At 73.7% G+C, this 14747-nt stretch carries 14 protein-coding genes; 2 read left to right on the top strand and 12 right to left on the bottom strand.

What is annotated here, in order from left to right; translation table 11 throughout:
* Window positions 1–35: 35 nt before the first annotated feature.
* On the top strand, window positions 36–872 hold the full coding sequence (locus tag ACFYL4_RS11130) for an SAM-dependent methyltransferase (protein WP_357765987.1): 837 nt from the start codon (window positions 36–38) through the stop codon (window positions 870–872).
* 18 nt (window positions 873–890) lie between these two features.
* Here the strand turns inward: ACFYL4_RS11130 and ACFYL4_RS11125 are convergent, their stop codons facing one another.
* From ACFYL4_RS11125 to ACFYL4_RS11090, 8 genes are all read right to left on the bottom strand, one after another.
* Window positions 891–1727, bottom strand: a complete 837-nt coding sequence (locus ACFYL4_RS11125) for an isocitrate lyase/phosphoenolpyruvate mutase family protein (RefSeq protein WP_357765984.1) — start codon at window positions 1725–1727, stop codon at window positions 891–893.
* Between the two features lie 60 nt (window positions 1728–1787).
* Window positions 1788–2927, bottom strand: coding sequence for a 3-oxoadipate enol-lactonase (gene pcaD / locus ACFYL4_RS11120; RefSeq protein WP_357765981.1), 1140 nt, complete (start codon window positions 2925–2927; stop codon window positions 1788–1790).
* Window positions 2917–4290 (bottom strand): 3-carboxy-cis,cis-muconate cycloisomerase, encoded by a 1374-nt coding sequence (gene pcaB, locus ACFYL4_RS11115; RefSeq protein WP_357765978.1) that lies wholly within the window; start codon window positions 4288–4290, stop codon window positions 2917–2919. Before pcaB ends, pcaD begins: the two co-directional genes overlap by 11 nt.
* 62 nt (window positions 4291–4352) lie before the next feature.
* Window positions 4353–4943, bottom strand: a complete 591-nt coding sequence (gene pcaG, locus ACFYL4_RS11110; protein ID WP_387518194.1) for a protocatechuate 3,4-dioxygenase subunit alpha — start codon at window positions 4941–4943, stop codon at window positions 4353–4355.
* A complete protein-coding gene (gene pcaH, locus ACFYL4_RS11105) occupies window positions 4940–5692 on the bottom strand; it encodes a protocatechuate 3,4-dioxygenase subunit beta (protein WP_357765973.1) in 753 nt (250 codons plus the stop codon). Before pcaH ends, pcaG begins: the two co-directional genes overlap by 4 nt.
* A 51-nt stretch (window positions 5693–5743) precedes the next feature.
* Complete coding sequence (locus ACFYL4_RS11100) at window positions 5744–6919, bottom strand: thiolase family protein (protein ID WP_387518193.1); 1176 nt, start codon at window positions 6917–6919, stop codon at window positions 5744–5746.
* Between the two features lie 37 nt (window positions 6920–6956).
* Window positions 6957–7712: a CoA-transferase subunit beta gene (locus ACFYL4_RS11095; RefSeq protein WP_357765967.1), complete on the bottom strand. Its 756-nt coding sequence runs from the start codon at window positions 7710–7712 to the stop codon at window positions 6957–6959.
* Entirely contained in the window at window positions 7709–8575 is an 867-nt protein-coding gene (locus ACFYL4_RS11090; RefSeq protein ID WP_387518192.1) for a CoA transferase subunit A, read from the bottom strand. The genes ACFYL4_RS11095 and ACFYL4_RS11090 overlap by 4 nt, the downstream gene beginning before the upstream one ends.
* 177 nt (window positions 8576–8752) lie before the next feature.
* Between ACFYL4_RS11090 and ACFYL4_RS11085 the strand changes: the two genes are divergently transcribed.
* Window positions 8753–9556 carry an IclR family transcriptional regulator C-terminal domain-containing protein gene (locus tag ACFYL4_RS11085; protein WP_357765963.1) on the top strand — a complete coding sequence of 268 codons (804 nt, stop codon included), beginning with the start codon at window positions 8753–8755 and terminating at the stop codon, window positions 9554–9556.
* Between the two features lie 69 nt (window positions 9557–9625).
* Here the strand turns inward: ACFYL4_RS11085 and ACFYL4_RS11080 are convergent, their stop codons facing one another.
* The 4 genes from ACFYL4_RS11080 to ACFYL4_RS11065 form a co-directional block, all read right to left on the bottom strand.
* The gene (locus ACFYL4_RS11080; RefSeq protein WP_357765960.1) at window positions 9626–11014 is read right to left on the bottom strand and encodes a tripartite tricarboxylate transporter permease; all 1389 of its coding nucleotides are present in this window, start codon (window positions 11012–11014) and stop codon (window positions 9626–9628) included.
* Window positions 11011–11460 carry a hypothetical protein gene (locus tag ACFYL4_RS11075; protein ID WP_357765957.1) on the bottom strand — a complete coding sequence of 150 codons (450 nt, stop codon included), beginning with the start codon at window positions 11458–11460 and terminating at the stop codon, window positions 11011–11013. Before ACFYL4_RS11075 ends, ACFYL4_RS11080 begins: the two co-directional genes overlap by 4 nt.
* Complete coding sequence (locus ACFYL4_RS11070) at window positions 11460–12728, bottom strand: hydroxymethylglutaryl-CoA reductase, degradative (RefSeq protein ID WP_387518190.1); 1269 nt, start codon at window positions 12726–12728, stop codon at window positions 11460–11462. Before ACFYL4_RS11070 ends, ACFYL4_RS11075 begins: the two co-directional genes overlap by 1 nt.
* Window positions 12729–12857: 129 nt before the next feature.
* Window positions 12858–14741 carry a helix-turn-helix domain-containing protein gene (locus ACFYL4_RS11065; RefSeq protein WP_387518189.1) on the bottom strand — a complete coding sequence of 628 codons (1884 nt, stop codon included), beginning with the start codon at window positions 14739–14741 and terminating at the stop codon, window positions 12858–12860.
* Window positions 14742–14747: the final 6 nt, after the last annotated feature.

The following is a 14747-nucleotide window of genomic DNA, read 5'->3' as shown; positions in this document are numbered from 1 at the left end:
CCCGCACGACGAGTCCTGATTGGTACCTCTCTCTTATGGCCGATCGCTTCCCTCCGCACATCGACATGGACACCCCGAGCATCGCGCGGATGTACGACTACCTGCTCGGCGGAAAGGACAACTTCGAGGCGGACCGCAAGGCGTGCGAGGCGCTGGCCGAGCACATGCCCGAGCTCGTCGCCTGCGCCAACGACAACCGGGCCTTCCTCGGCCGCGCCGTGGACCACGTCGTCTCCACCGGGGTGGACCAGTTCCTCGACCTCGGCGCGGGTCTGCCCACCACGGAGAACACCCATCAGGTCGCCCAGCGCACCAACCCGGCCGCGCGTGTGCTCTACGTCGACAACGACCCCATCGTGCTCGCCCACGGCCGCGCGCTCCTGGGCGACAGCGGGACGACCGCCTTCCTGATGTCCGACGTCCGCGACACCGACGACATCCTCGCCTCCCCCGAGGCCGCCAAGCTGATCGACCTCGACCGACCGGTCTGCGTCATGCTGGTCTCCGTGCTGCACTGCCTGCCGGACGAGAGCGACCCCTTCGGGCTGGTGCGTTCCCTCATGGACCGGGTCGCCCCCGGTTCCGCCGTCATCTACTCCCACGTGGTCTCCGACGACCCGGCGGCCGCCGCCTGGATGAACGGCATGATGGCGGAGTTCGGCACGTCCTGGGGCCGGGTGCGCACCCCCGAGGAGGCCGCCAGCGCGTTCGCGGGCCTGGCACCGGTCAGCCCCTGGGTGGACGGGAGGGACGAAGGCCCCCCGGCGGTGGACTGCGCCAGCTGGCGCCACCCCGACCACGACCCTCGTCCCCGCCCGCTCGACGCCGACGTCAAGCGGTGGGAGACGGCCGGGGTGGCCTTCAAGCTCTGACCCCGACGCCGCCCCCGCTCACAGCAGGTCGTCGATCTCCGACATGGAGGTCGCCGACGACATCCGCCCGAAGGTTCCCCGCTCCGCGACCTCGCCCGCGGCCGCCAGCGCTCCGGCCAACGCCGACCTCGACAGCCCCGAACCCAGGCTGATCCGCCGGGCGCCCAGGGCCCCCAGCTCGGCCACGGACATCCGGGCGGCCGCCCCGGCGGCGAGCACGTTGACCGGTCGCCCCACCGAGGAGCACACGGCGCGGACGGCGTCGGCGTCCGGCAGCCCCGGGGCGAACAGAACGTCGGCCCCGGCCTCCTCGAAGGCCCGCAGTCGGCGGATGGTGTCGTCGAGGTCGGGGCGGCCGTACAGGAAGTTCTCCGCCCGAGCGGTGAGCGTGAACGGGAAGGGCAGGGTCCGGGCCGCCTCCACGGCCGCCCGGACCCGGTCCACCGCCAGCGCGAGGTCGTGGACCGGCGCGTCGGGGTCGGCCGTGGAGTCCTCGACGGAGCCGCCGACGACCCCCGTGGCACCGGCCTCCACGACGGTGCGGGCCACCTCGTCGGGAGTGGCGCCGAACCCGTTCTCCAGGTCCGCCGACACCGGCAGGTCGGTGGCGGCGGCGATCTGCCCGGCGTTGTGCAGGGTCTCCTCACGCGAGACCAGCCCGGCGCCGTCCCTGCGGCCCAGGGAGTGCGCGAGACCGGCGCTGGTGGTGGCCAGGGCGGCGAACCCGAGCCCGCCCAGGAGCCGGGCGGACCCGGCGTCCCAGGCGTTGGCGATCACGAAGGGCTCCGGCCCGCGGTGCAGTGCGCGAAGTCGTTCGGCACGCCTGGTCACGTCCTGTGCGGTGTGGTCGTCCATGCCGCTCGTTGTACACCGGCCCGACGACAGAACGGCGTCGGCGCGCACGCGGACCCGAGGTCAGTCAACGGCGTCCTCGTCGAGGACCTCCTGGGCGATCGCGAACGCCTTGTTGGCGGCCGGGACCCCGCAGTAGACGGCCGCCTGGAGGAAGACCTCGCCGATCTCGTCCGGGGTGAGCCCGTTGCGGCGGGCGGCCCGCACGTGCATGGCCAGCTCGCCCCAGTGCCCCTTGGCCACCAGGGCGGTGAGCACCATGCAGCTGCGGGTGCGCCGGTCCAGGCCGGGGCGGGTCCACACCTCGCCCCAGGCGTAGCGGGTGATGAGGTCCTGGAAGGGTTCGGTGAAGGCGGTGGTGCGGGCCCGGGCCCGGTCCACGTGGGCGTCGCCGAGCACGCTCCGGCGCACCAGGGTTCCGGCGCCCCGTCGGTCGGCCTCGGCCAGGTGCTGGGTGATGAGCGTGTTGACACGGGGCGCGTGCGACCACGACAACAGGTGGGCGGCTCCCTCCAGCACCACCAACCGCGCACCGGGCACCAGCTCGGCGATGAGCGCGCCGTGCTCGCCGGGCGGGGTGGAGGGGTCGTCGGCCCCGGCCACGACCAGGGTGGGGGCGGTGACGCGGTGCAGGTCGTCGCGGACGTCGTGCCCCTCGATGGCACCGCAGCAGCCCGCGTACCCCTCGTCGGGGGTGGCCACGATCTGGTCGCGCAGGACCGTCACGTCATGGGGGTGCTCGGCGGCGTAGCCGGGGGTGAACCAGCGCTCCACGACCGCGTCGGCCAGCGCGGCGGTGCCCGCGTCGCGGGCCAGCGCGGCCCGGTCGCGCCAGGTGCTCGCCGGACCCATGTGGGGCGAGGTCGCCAACAGGACCAGGCTTCCGACGCGCTCGGGGGCGTGGACCGCCAGCCACTGCCCGACCATCCCCCCGATGGACAGGCCCACGAAGTGGGCGCGTGCGACACCCAGCCGGTCGAGCAGGGCCAGGACGTCCCCGCCGAGGTCGGCCATGCTGTAGGGCCCCTCGGGGGCGGGTGAGCGCCCGTGCCCGCGCAGGTCCACGCGGATCACCCGGAAGACGGCGGAGAGCGCGTCGACCTGCGGCTCCCACATCCGCCCGGTGGTGCCGAGCGATCCGGCCAGCACCAGCGGCGGCGCATCGGCCGGTCCGCTCACGTCGTGGTGGAGGTCAACGCTCATCGGTTCCTTCTTCGTTGTCGTCGGGGTCCGTCCGGCCGGTCCTACCCGTGACCCGGTCGGTGAACACCGGTGCGGCGCCGAGGTAGTCGGCCGGGTCGAGCAGGGCGGCGATCCGGTCGCGGGTGCGCCGTCCGTCCAGGTGTTCGGCGAGGACGGTGACGGGGTCGCGGCCCTCGTCCGACGCGGCCCGGCACGCGTCGGTGACGCGCCGGTGGGCCTCCAGTCGGCCGAGTTCGGGGGTGAGGTCGGCGGTGAGGCGCTCGGTGAGCGCCAGGCCGCCGGTGAGGCGGAGGTTGGCGGCCATGCGGTCGGGGTGCACGCGCAGCCGCGCGGTGCTCACCCGCAGCCAGGAGGCGGCGGAGCCGGTACGCCGGAGCAGGTCGGTCAGGGGCAGCCACTCGGCGTGCCAGGCCCCGGCGGCGCGCTGGTGCTCCTGGATCTGCGCCGCGAACAGGGCGGCCACCAGACCGGGCACCTGCCGCGCGGCGGCCAGGGCGCTGACGGCCGCGACCGGATTGCGTTTGTGCGGCATGGTGGAGGAACCCCCGGTTCCGCTCCCGCCCTCCTCGGTGACCTCGCCGACCTCGGTCTGGGCGAGGAGGACGACGTCCTGGGCGACCTTCCCGGCCGCGCCGCCCACCCGTCCGAGGACGGCGGCGACCTCGGTGATCCGTCCGCGATCGGTGTGCCACGGCAGGCGGGGTTCGGGGAGGTCGAGCCGGGCGGCGAACGCGGCGGCAACGGCGGGTCCGTGCGGGTGCAGGGAGGCCAGGGTGCCCACGGCGCCGCCGAGTTGCGCGGCCAGGCGGTGGTCCAGTACCTCGCCGAGACGCTCGTCGGCGTCGGACAGCCCGGCCGCCCACCCGGCGGCGACGGCGCCGAAGGTGGTGGGCAGCGCCTGCTGGAGCAGGGTGCGTCCGGCCATGGGCGTGGCTCGGTGGCGGTCGGCCAGGTCGCGCAGCTCCTCGGTGAGGCCGGCCAGTTCGGCGCGTAGGGCGTGACCGGCCCGGCGGACCAGGAGCATCGCCGCGGTGTCCATGACGTCCTGGCTGGTGGCGCCCTGGTGGACATGGCGCGCGGCCTCGGGGTCGCGCTCCCGCACGTGCGCGGTGAGCCGTTGGACGAGCGGGATGACGGGATTGCCTCCGCCGGCGGCGGCCCGGCCCAGTTCGGCCGGGTCGTGGCGGTCGGCGGCGCATGCGGCGGCGATGCCCTCGGCGCGGGTGGACGCGATGAGCCCGGTGTCGGCGAGGGCGCGTGCCAGGGCGGCCTCGGTGTCGAGCAGGGCCCGCAGCCACGCGGTGTCGTCGGTGAGCGGTGCGAGGGGGCCGTGGTTGAGGACACCGTCGAACAGGCCGGTCATGGGTGGTCCCTCACTGGTCGGGCGGGCCGGTGGCCCGGCGGGGCCGGCGGGTCGGGCGCGGGTCACACGTCGAAGAAGACGGTCTCGCCCTCTCCCTGGAGGCGGATGTCGAAACGGTAGCCGTCCTCCTCGCGGACGGAGACCAGGGTGGCGCGGGCGGCCGGGTCGCCGATGGAGTTCAGCACCGGGTCGGCCGCGTTGGAGGTCTCCTCATCGGGAAAGTACAGGCGGGTGACGACGCGGTGCAGCATGCCGCGCGCGAAGACGGAGACGTCGACGTGGGGTGCCTGCTCCCCGGTGGGCCCGGGGACGGGCCCTGGCTTGAGGGTGAGGACCTCGTAGGCACCGGCGGCGTCGGTGGGGCAGCGACCGAAGCCGCGGAAGCCGGGTAGGGAGCGCGCCCCGCGCGGGTCGTCGGGGTGGTCGAAGCGGCCGTCGGGGTCGGCCTGCCAGGTCTCGACGAGCGCGTCGGTGACCGGGGCGCCCGCGCCGTCGTAGACGGTGCCGCGCAGCCGGACGGCACCGGGTGTGCCCTCGGCCACGGCGAGGGGGCCGTCCGGCCAGGGCAGTCCGATGTGCAGGTAGGGGCCGACCGTCTGGGACGGGGTGGTGGGTACCCCGGGTTCGGTGGGAGGTGTGGGGCGGGTGCTCATTCGTCGTCCTCCAGGACCTCTTCCTCGGACTCGAACGGGGTCTGTTCCCGTCCGCGCAGCACGATGTCCCACTGGTAGGCCAGGGCCCACTCCGGCTGGGTGGCGTCGTGGTCGTAGCGGGCCAGCATGCGGGCGCGGGCCCGCTCGTCGGGGACCGACTGCCACATGGGGTCCTGGAAGAACAGGGGGTCGTCGGGGAAGTACATCTGGGTGACCAGGCGCTGGGTGAAGGCCCGACCGAACAGTGAGAAGTGGATGTGTGCGGGGCGCCAGGCGTTCTGGTGGTTCTTCCAGGGGTAGGCCCCGGGGCGTACGGTGACGAACCGGTAGCGGCCCTCGGCGTCGGTGAGGGTCCGGCCGACGCCGGTGAAGTTCGGGTCGAGCGGGGCGGGCCAGGTGTCCCCGGTGTGGCGGTAGCGTCCGGCGGCGTTGGCCTGCCACACCTCCACGAGGGTGTGCGGGACGGCGCGGCCGTCGCTGTCGCGCACCTGGCCGTGCACGATGACGCGCTGCCCCTGGGGCTCGCCCTCGTGCTGGCGGGTGAGGTCGTGGTCGTGGTCGCCGAGCCGGTCCTGCCCGAGGACGGGGGAGGTGATCTCGGTGAGGGTGTGCGGGAGCAGGGTGAGCGGGCGCCGGGGGTGGCGCAGGGCGGTGCTCCGGTATCCGGGATAGTCCAGCGGCGGGTGGGAGCCGTGGTCGCGGACGTAGCCGGGCACGTGGAGCCCGGTGCCGTCGGAGGTGGTGGACATGCGGTCCTTCCTTTCGGAGCGGGCCCCGGTGGGCGGCGGGGCCCGGGGGCTTCAGGCGTGCAGCACGACGGCGATCCCCTGGCCGACCCCGACGCACAGGGCGGCCAGGCCCCATCCTCCCCCACGTCGGCGCAGCTCGTGGGCGAGCGAGCCGACCAGGCGGGCGCCGGAGGCGCCGAGCGGGTGGCCGAGGGCGATGGCGCCGCCGTGGGGGTTGACGATCGCCGGGTCCAGCTCCGGCCAGGCGCGCAGACACACCAGCGCCTGGGCGGCGAAGGCCTCGTTGAGTTCGACGGCGGTCAGGTCGCCCCAGCCGATTCCGGCGCGTTGGAGCGCGATCTCGGCGGCGCGGACCGGTCCGACCCCGAACACGTCGGGGTCCACTCCGGCCACGCCCCGGCTGACCAGCCGGGCCAGGGGTTCCAGGCCGGTGGCGCGGACGGCGGCGTCGTCGCCCAGGAGGAGGGCGGCGGCACCGTCGCTGAGGGGAGAGGCGTTGCCCGCGGTGATGGTGCCGTCGTCGCTGAAGGCGGGTTTGAGGGCGGCGAGCTGTTCACGCGAGGTGTCGCGGATGCCCTCGTCGCGGTCCAGGTGGGCTCCCTCGACCTGGACGGTCTCGGCGTCGAACACTCCGTCGGCCCAGGCTCGGGCGGCCTTCTCGTGGCTGGCCAGGGCGAACGCGTCCTGGTCGGCGCGGTCGACGCCGTGCCGTCCCGCGAGCCCCTCGGTGCTCTCTCCGAGGGAGACCGTCCACCTCCGTGGCATGCGCGGGTTGACCATGCGCCAGCCCAGGGTGGTGGAGTGCAGGGTCGCGTCGGTGGCGGGGAAGCCCCGGGCGGGTTTGGGCAGCACCCAGGGGGCTCTGCTCATGGATTCCACTCCCCCGGCCAGGACCAGCGAGGCGTCGCCGGTCTGGACGGCGCGGGCCCCCTGGACGGCGGCCTCCATACCGGACCCGCAGAGTCGGTTGACGGTGGCCCCGGGGACGCTGGTGGGGAGCCCCGCCAGGAGGGAGGCCATGCGGGCGACGTTGCGGTTCTCCTCGCCCGCGCCGTTGGCGTTGCCGAACAGCACCTCGTCGACGGCCGCGGGTTCCAGGCGGGGGGCGCGTTCGACGAGCGCCCCGACGACGCGGGCGGCCAGGTCGTCGGGGCGGGTTCCGGCGAGGGCTCCGCCGTACCTGCCGAAGGGGGTGCGGACGGCGTCGAGCACGTGGACTGCGGTCACCGGGGCCTCCAGGGTGGGGTGGGTCCGTCGGGGCGGTTCAGGCCGCGCCGGTCAGGGAGCGGACGACGGCGAGCTCGGTGTCGGTGGGGGCGGGGGTGCGCGCGAGGTCGTCGGAGACGCGCAGGTCCCAGCCGGTGGCCTCGCGCACGGTGGCGACCTCCACTCCGGGGTGCAGGCCCACGAGGGTGAGTTCGCGGGTGCGGGGGTCGGGTTCGAGGACTCCGAGGTCGGTGATGACCCGGACGGGTCCGGAGCCGGTCAGGCCGAGCCGTTCGCGGTCGCCGGGCCCCGACCCGTGGCCGACCGAGGTCACGAAGTCGACTCTCTCGACGAACGCGCGGCTGTTGTGGCGCATGATGACGATGACCTCGCGGCAGGAGGCGGCGATCTCGGGGGCGCCCCCCGCCCCGGGCAGTCGCACCCGTGGTGCGTCGTAGTCGCCGATGACGGTGGTGTTGATGTTGGCGTACCGGTCGATCTGGGCGGCGCCGAGGAACCCGGCGTCGATGCGTCCGGCCTGGAGCCAGTAGTTGAAGACCTCGGGAACCGACACCACGGTGTCGGCGGTGTCGGCCAGGACGCCGTCGCCGATGGACAGCGGCAGGTGGTCGGGCGCGGCGCCCAGGGTCCCGGACTCGTAGATCATCCACAGGTCGGGGGCGTGCGTGCGGCTGGCCACGTTGGCCGCGGTGCTCGGCAGGCCGATGCCGACGAAGCAGGCCATCCCGTCGCGCAGCGAGCGCGCCGCGGTGACGGTCATGATCTCGTCGGACGTCCAGGTCACGGTGGTCACGCGCCTCTCCCTACGGGTCGGGGGTCGGCGCCGGGGTCGGTGGGCGCCGAGGGGGTCTGGGGGGCGGTGCCGCAGGTGAGGTCGTCGAGCCAGGCGGTGAAGGCGTCCCGGTCGCGCCCGATCGCGTCCCAGGCGCGGTAGGCGGCGTTGTCCCGCTCGTAGTAGCCGTGCGCGTAGGAGGGCGCGGCGCCGCCGGGAGCGACGCTGACGGCGTCGACGACCCGGCTGGGCAGGATCACCTGCCCGGGGACGGGGTCGAGGGCGTCCACGACCTCCTCCACGGTGACCAGGACGCGCGTGGAGGCCAGGGCGGCCTCCTTCTGGATGCCGGTGATGCCCCACAGCTGGACGTTGCCTCGGGTGTCGGCCCGCTGGGCGTGGATGACGGCGACGTCGGGGTTGAGGGCGGGGACCGCGGCCAGCTCCTGTCCGGTGAAGGGACAGGTGACGGTCCGGATGTGGTCGTTGTGCTCGACGAGGTCGGTGCCGCTGTATCCGCGCAGCACCGCGAAGGGGAGCCCGGAGGCGCCGGCGACGTAGCGGTTGGCCATCCCGGCGTGGCTGTGTTCCTCGATCTCCAGGGGGGCGGGCCAGCCGTGGGTGACCGCGTCGCGGAAGCGGTGCAGGGAGCCCACACCGGGGTTGCCGCCCCATGAGAAGACCAGTCGGCGGGCGCACCCGGCACCGATGAGCTGGTCGTAGACGATGTCGGGCGTCATGCGGACCAGGGTGAGGTCCCGCAGGCCCTGGCGGATGATCTCGTGCCCGGCGGCCACGGGGATGAGGTGGGTGAACCCCTCCAGGGCGACGGTGTCGCCGTCGTGGATGAGCTGCCGGACCGCCTCGTCCAGGGGCACGGCCATGGTGACCCTCCCGTTCGTATAGCGAATTAATGTTCACACTGCGAACAACTGGGTATGACGGTAGCGCCGATCACAGGACGGGTCAAGGTTCGGCCCCCCTGTTCGGTATGAGAACATCGCGGTGACCGTGACCCCGCGCCGCGCGAACGTGCCCCCGCACCCGAACCGGAAGGCCCCATGACCACCGAAGACGCCCCCGAACGCGGCGCCCACTTCGTGCAGTCCCTGGAGCGGGGACTCATGGTCGTCCGCGCCTTCTCGGCCGAGCGCCCCGCCATGACCCTCAGCGAGGTGGCCCGCGCCACCGACCTCACCCGCGCCGCGGCCCGGCGCTTCCTGTTGACCCTGGTGGACCTCGGGTACGTGCGCACCGACGGCCGGATGTTCGCGCTGACCCCGCGCGTACTGGAACTCGGATACGCCTACGTGGCCTCGGCCGGACTGCCCGACGTGGCCCAACCGCACCTGGAGGACCTCTCCGCCCGGGTGCGCGAGTCGGCCTCGGTGTCGGTCCTGGACGGCGACGACGTCCTCTACGTCGCGCGCGTGGCCACCTCGCGCATCATGGCCGTGTCCATCGCCGTCGGCACCCGCTTCCCCGCCTCCACCACCTCGATGGGCCGCGTGCTGCTCGCCGGGTACGGCGACGACGAACTCGACGCCTACCTGGGGCGGGTCACCCTGAGGCCGCTGACCCGGTTCACCCTCACCGACCCCGCCGACCTGCGGGCCGAGATCCTGCGGGTGCGCGAACAGGGGTACGCGATCGTCGACCAGGAGCTGGAGGAGGGCCTGCGCTCACTGGCCGCGCCGGTCCGCGACGCCGACGGGCGGGTCATCGCCGCGACCAACGTCTCCGCGCACGCCAACCGCTCCTCCATCGACGACGTGCGCCGCGACCTGCTCCCCGCCCTCCTGGAGACCACCGCGCGCATCGAGGCCGACCTGGCCTCCGTCGCCCGCCGCGACACCGCGCGCTGACCCCGGACACGGCTGCGCGGCCCGACCAGGACGGGGTCGGGCCGCGCGGCGTCCTCGGGTGGGGGCGGCTCAGGCCGCCAGGGCGAGCAGCTGGGGCACGGTCAGGACCGCGACGTAGAAGCCCATGAACTGCACGCCGCTGTGCATGTTGAACATCTTTCCGAAGAGACCTCCGACCAGGCCCACGGTCAGGGTCACGCCCACCGCGAGCAGGCCGCCCTCGTACAGGCAGATCACCAGGATCAGCCCGGCGAAGGCGCCGATGATCGCCTCGTGCGAGATCCGGCGCATGACGAACGAGGCCGCCCGGTGCGCGTAGGTCATCGCGAACGGGTAGGCGATCACCGAGGCGATGACCACGCCCAGCAGACCGTAGACCAGGAACTCACCGCTGGACAGCAGGTCGTGCAGGTTGTGGGTCTCCCCGGTCTCGGTGTTGACGGTGTGCACCGGCGGGGCGTTGAACAGCGGCGCGGCCGGGCCCGCGGCCATCGGGGAGAGCGGCAGACCCAGCGCGATCAGCGGAATCAGCGTCTCGGCGATGTAGGTGGACTCGGTGGTGCCGTTGCGCACCGACATCACGGTGGTGAGCCGGTGGTACCCGTTCTTGATCCGGGCACCGACGATCTCGCCCATGAGGACCGTCATGGCCACCGGGGAGAACACGAACGTCGCGCTGGAGACTCCGGCGGCGGCGCTCGTGTACGCGACCTGTTTGCGGTCCAGCACCTTGAGCGGGTTGGGCAGCCGCCCGGACCAGGTCCGGGTGTCGGGTGCCAGGTCGAAGCGGCGACGCGCCCGGCGCCGCAGCGCGTCCCGGCCCGAGGGAGCCAGGGACAGGAACAGGTCCGCGATGAGCGGCCCCGTGGCGATGCCGAGGAAGAAGCTGATGGTCAGCGTCCCCCCGGTGGTCTGGGACACGAAGGCCTGCATGCCCACGACCAGTAGAACGAACGGCACCAGGGCGAGCACCGCCGCCAGCTTGCCCTTCGAGGTGTAGGCAATCAGGACCGCCGCGACCACGAAGATCCACGGCGCCGCCTCGCCGATGGCGTCGGCGAAGGGACTCAACGCCCAGGCGAAGAGCACGGCCAGGGGCACCGACAGGAAGGCGGCGATCACACCGCCCGAGATCGCCTTGCGCAGGGCGATGTGCGGCACCCCGAGCTCACGGAGCAGTTGGGCGTCCCTGAGCATGGGGACGGCCAGGGTGTCGCCGGGGATGCCCAGCAGGGCCGTGGGGATGGCGTGGGTGATGTGCTTGGCGACGATCCCCGCCATGAAGAAGGTGAACACGCCGGCGGGCGGTACGCCGAGCAGCACCACCAGCAGGGTCAGCGGCGCGATGGTGGCCGTCTCGTCCGTGTAGGACGCGAGGCCGATGAAGGCGAAGACCACGGCGCCGATCAGGCCCATGCCCAGGGCCCAGGAGGCGTCGGTCAGCAGTTCGGGACTCACGGTTCTCGCTCCTCGCCGCGGCGCCGGTGCTGCGCCAGCAGGTCGTCGAAGAGTCCGAGCGCGCGCAGTTCCCTCCGCACGGGTTCGGACAGTTCGGTGGGGTCGCCGAGCGGGCCGTAGTCGGCCTCGACGGCGTCCATCGCGGCCCGCCTGCTCTGCTCGGTGGGCGCGTGCTCGGTGACCACGCGCTTGGGCGGGAACAGCAGGGCTCCGCCGAACCCGGCCAGCAGACAGCCGACCAGGCCGACCAGGAGCGCGTAGGTCCCCGCGACGGTGGCGTCGTCGACCAGCCGGGAGAACAACAGCTCCGAGCCCAGGTACAGGGGCACGGTCACGCCGACTCCCAGGGCGATCGCCCAGACGGTGTGGCGGGAGTCGACGGTGTCGCCCCAGATCTCCAGGAGGCGGCCGCCGTCCTCCTCCCGATCCGTCGTCGGTTCGGTCATCATCGTCCCCTCAGCTGGTCGAGGACGGCCTCGGCACGGTCCTGCCGGATGGCCTTCTCCTGGATGAGCACCGCCACGACGCGGTCCACCTCGTCGCCGCGGGCTCCCGCGGTGACGGCGATGTTCCTGGCGTGCAGCGACATGTGGCCGCGCTGGATGCCCTCTCCCGCGAGGGCCCGCACGGCCGCGATGTTCTGGGCCAGCCCCACGGCGGTGACGAGTTCGCCGAGCGCGGTGGCGTCGGTGACCCCGGTGAGCGCCACAGCGGCCTGGGCGGCCGGGTGGGTGCGGGTCGCGCCGCCGACCAGGCCCACCGGGGTCGGCAGTTCCAGGGTGGCCACGACGTTGCCGTCCGTGTCGCGCTCGAAGGTCGACAGCGAGGTGTAGCGCCCCTCGGCGTCGACAGCGTGGGAGTGCGCCCCGGCCTCCACGGCCCTGGTGTCGTTGCCGGTGGCCAGCACGACCGCGGAGACGCCGTTCATGATGCCCTTGTTGTGGGTGGCGGCACGGTAGGGATCGGCAGCGGCCAGGCGGTAGGCGTGGACCATGTCGGTGGCGACGGCCTCGCCGCCGAGCGCCTCGGTGTCCAGGACGGCCCGGGCGCGGCTGAGCCGCAGGTCGGCCTTGTTGGTGAGGATGCGCAGCACGGGGCGCCCCCCGGCGATCCCGGCCAGGCGCGGTGCCACGGCCTCCGCCATCGTGTTGACCGCGTTGGCGCCCATGGCGTCGCGTACGTCGACGACCAGGTGGGCCACCACGTAGGTCTCGTCGAAGGCGCGGACGGTGCGCACGGTGAGGTCGCGCACCCCTCCGCCGACCTCGACGAGCCGGGGGTCCTGGGCGTTGGCCAGGGCGACGAGCTCGTCCCGGGCCTCCAGGACGCGCAGCCGGGCGGACTCGGGGTCGGTCACGTCGACGACCTGGACCTGTGCCTGCATGACCGGCCCGGTCGAGCTGGTGTGGAAACCGCCCCGGACACGGGCGATGCGGGCGGCGTTGCTGGCGGCCGCCACCACGGAGGGCTCCTCCGTGGCCATCGGCACCAGGACGTCGTGCCCGTTGACGGTGAAGTTGGTGGCGACCCCGACCGGGACGCCCATGACGCCGACGGCGTTCTCGATCATGTGGTCGGCGGCGGCCACGCTCAGACCGTGCTGGTCGAGGGCGTCGAACACGGTCTCGTCCAGACCGGCCGCGGAGGCCAGGCGCGTGCGCCGCTCCGCCACGGTGAGGGACCGGAGACCGGACAACCTGCTGGTGTGCACCACGTGTGGATTCACTCCTGAGGGAAAGGGCGCCCCGGTGTGGGGTACGTCACTTGAGGATTGGTCCATCCAAGCAGCGCCGTTCACCCCGGCGACATGTCCGAAACGGACAGGAAACACGGGCTCGACGTGTCACTTTCCGTTCTGTCTGAGCAGGTGGAGGCGGGTGGCGACGGTGACCCGGAACAGTGATTCGGCCGACCTCCAGTCCTCGCCCAGGAGCGAGGTCACCCGCTCCAACCGCTGTTTGACGGTGTTGGGGTGGACGTAGAGGACCCGCGCGGCCCGGGTCACGCTCCCACCGCTCCCGGCGAGCGCGGTGATGGTGCCGGTCAGGTCGGAGTGGTGCCGGGCGTCCCACTCCACGACGGGGCCGATCACCCGGTCCACGAAGGCGAGCGCGCGGCCGCCGTCGGTGCCGAACATCGCCAGGTAGGGGGCGTAGTCGTCCACCTCGTGGGCGCCCTCGCACACGCCCAGGGAGGGCAGGAAGGCGGCGCACTCCCAGGCCTCGGCGAGCACGGCGGGCAGGCCGGGGAGGTCGGGGACGGCGGCGCCCACCGCCAGGGCGGGGGCGTCCGTGACCGCACCGACCCGCTGGGCCACCAGGGTGGCGGCCGAGGTGGGGTCCCGACCGGGGACGAGGACGCTGACGCCCTCGCCCTGCGGTGCGGACATCCACCCCGGGTGGACGGCCAGGGCGCGGTGCAGGGCGTGCCGGTGGCGGTCGGGGACGGGGACGACGACCACGGTCCAGGGCTGGTCGAGGACGATGCCGCGTGCCGAGGCCCGGCGGCGGAGGGTGTCGGTGTCGGCCGCGCCGGAGAACAGGTCGAGGGCGAGTTCTCCGCGCACCCGCTCCTCGGCATGGGTGACGGCCTCGCTCTGCATGGTGAGCAGGGCGAGGATCTGCCCGCAGCGTTCGACGGTGCGGCGCTCCACGTCGCTCAGCGGTCCGTCGCCCTCCCCCACCAGCAGGAGCCCCAGCAGGTCGGACCCGGCCGAGACCGCGACCACCACCTCCGGTCCGGGGCCCTCCACCCGGGCGCAGTGCCCGGACTCGCGACTGCGCGCCAGGGCCCGCGCGACCCCGGGGGCGAGCCGCCCGCCCGGCCACCACCCCTCCGAGGCCCCGCGGGTACGGGTGACCGGGCGCAGGTCGCGGTCGGCGATGGCGACCGGACGGTTCAGGGACTCCGCCAGGGTGAGGGCCACCTCGTGCGGGCCGTGGCCGGACAGCACCAGCGCGGTCAGCCGTTCGTGCACGCGCGCAGCGGCGTTCATGGCCTCGGCGTGCCGTTCGGCCCGGTCGGCGGCCTCCGTGGCGGCGGCGAAGAGGCGGGCCGTGTGGAGGATGACCGCCGCCTGGTCGGCGAAGGCCGAGAGCAGGGCGATCTCCTCTCGGGCGAAGGGACGGGAGGCGCGGTCGGCGGCGAACAGGACTCCGAGGATCTCCCCGTTGGCGGACATCGGCACGCCGACGAGGGAGCGCAGCTGTTCTTCGGCGATGGCGGCGTCGATCCCGGGGTCGCGGTCGAAGTCGTCGCGTTCCCCGTAGTCCGAGGTCCACTGTGGAGCGTTGGCGCGCACGACGCGGCTGGCGATCCCGGCCCCGGCGGGCACGCGCAGGCCCGGGAAGCGGGGAGAGACGGTGCCGCGGCTGGCCCGGACGAAGAGTTCGTCGGTGTCCTTGTCGTAGACGGACAGGTAGGTGACGTCGGTGCCGACCAGGTCGTGCGCGCGGTCGACCAGCCTCCTGAGCAGGGGCTCGACGTCCCTGACCTCGACCAGGTCGCGGGTGCTGGCGATCAGTGCCGAGAGTTCGCCCTCGCGGCGGCTGAGGCGGCGCAGGCGCGCGGACAGCTCCCTGATCCGGTCCACCAGGGCGGCGTCGACGGCGCCCAGGAGACCGGTGACGTCCTCGGCGGAGGGGTGACGGCCCTCCGCCAGCCGGGCCAGCAGGTCCATGAGGGCGCGCTGGCTGCTCGCGTCGAGGCGCGGGAGACCTTCTTCCATCGCACC

It is taken from the genome of Nocardiopsis sp. NPDC006938 (assembly GCF_042869555.1).
Classification (GTDB): domain Bacteria; phylum Actinomycetota; class Actinomycetes; order Streptosporangiales; family Streptosporangiaceae; genus Nocardiopsis.
This window is presented reverse-complemented; position numbering and strand designations above follow the sequence as displayed.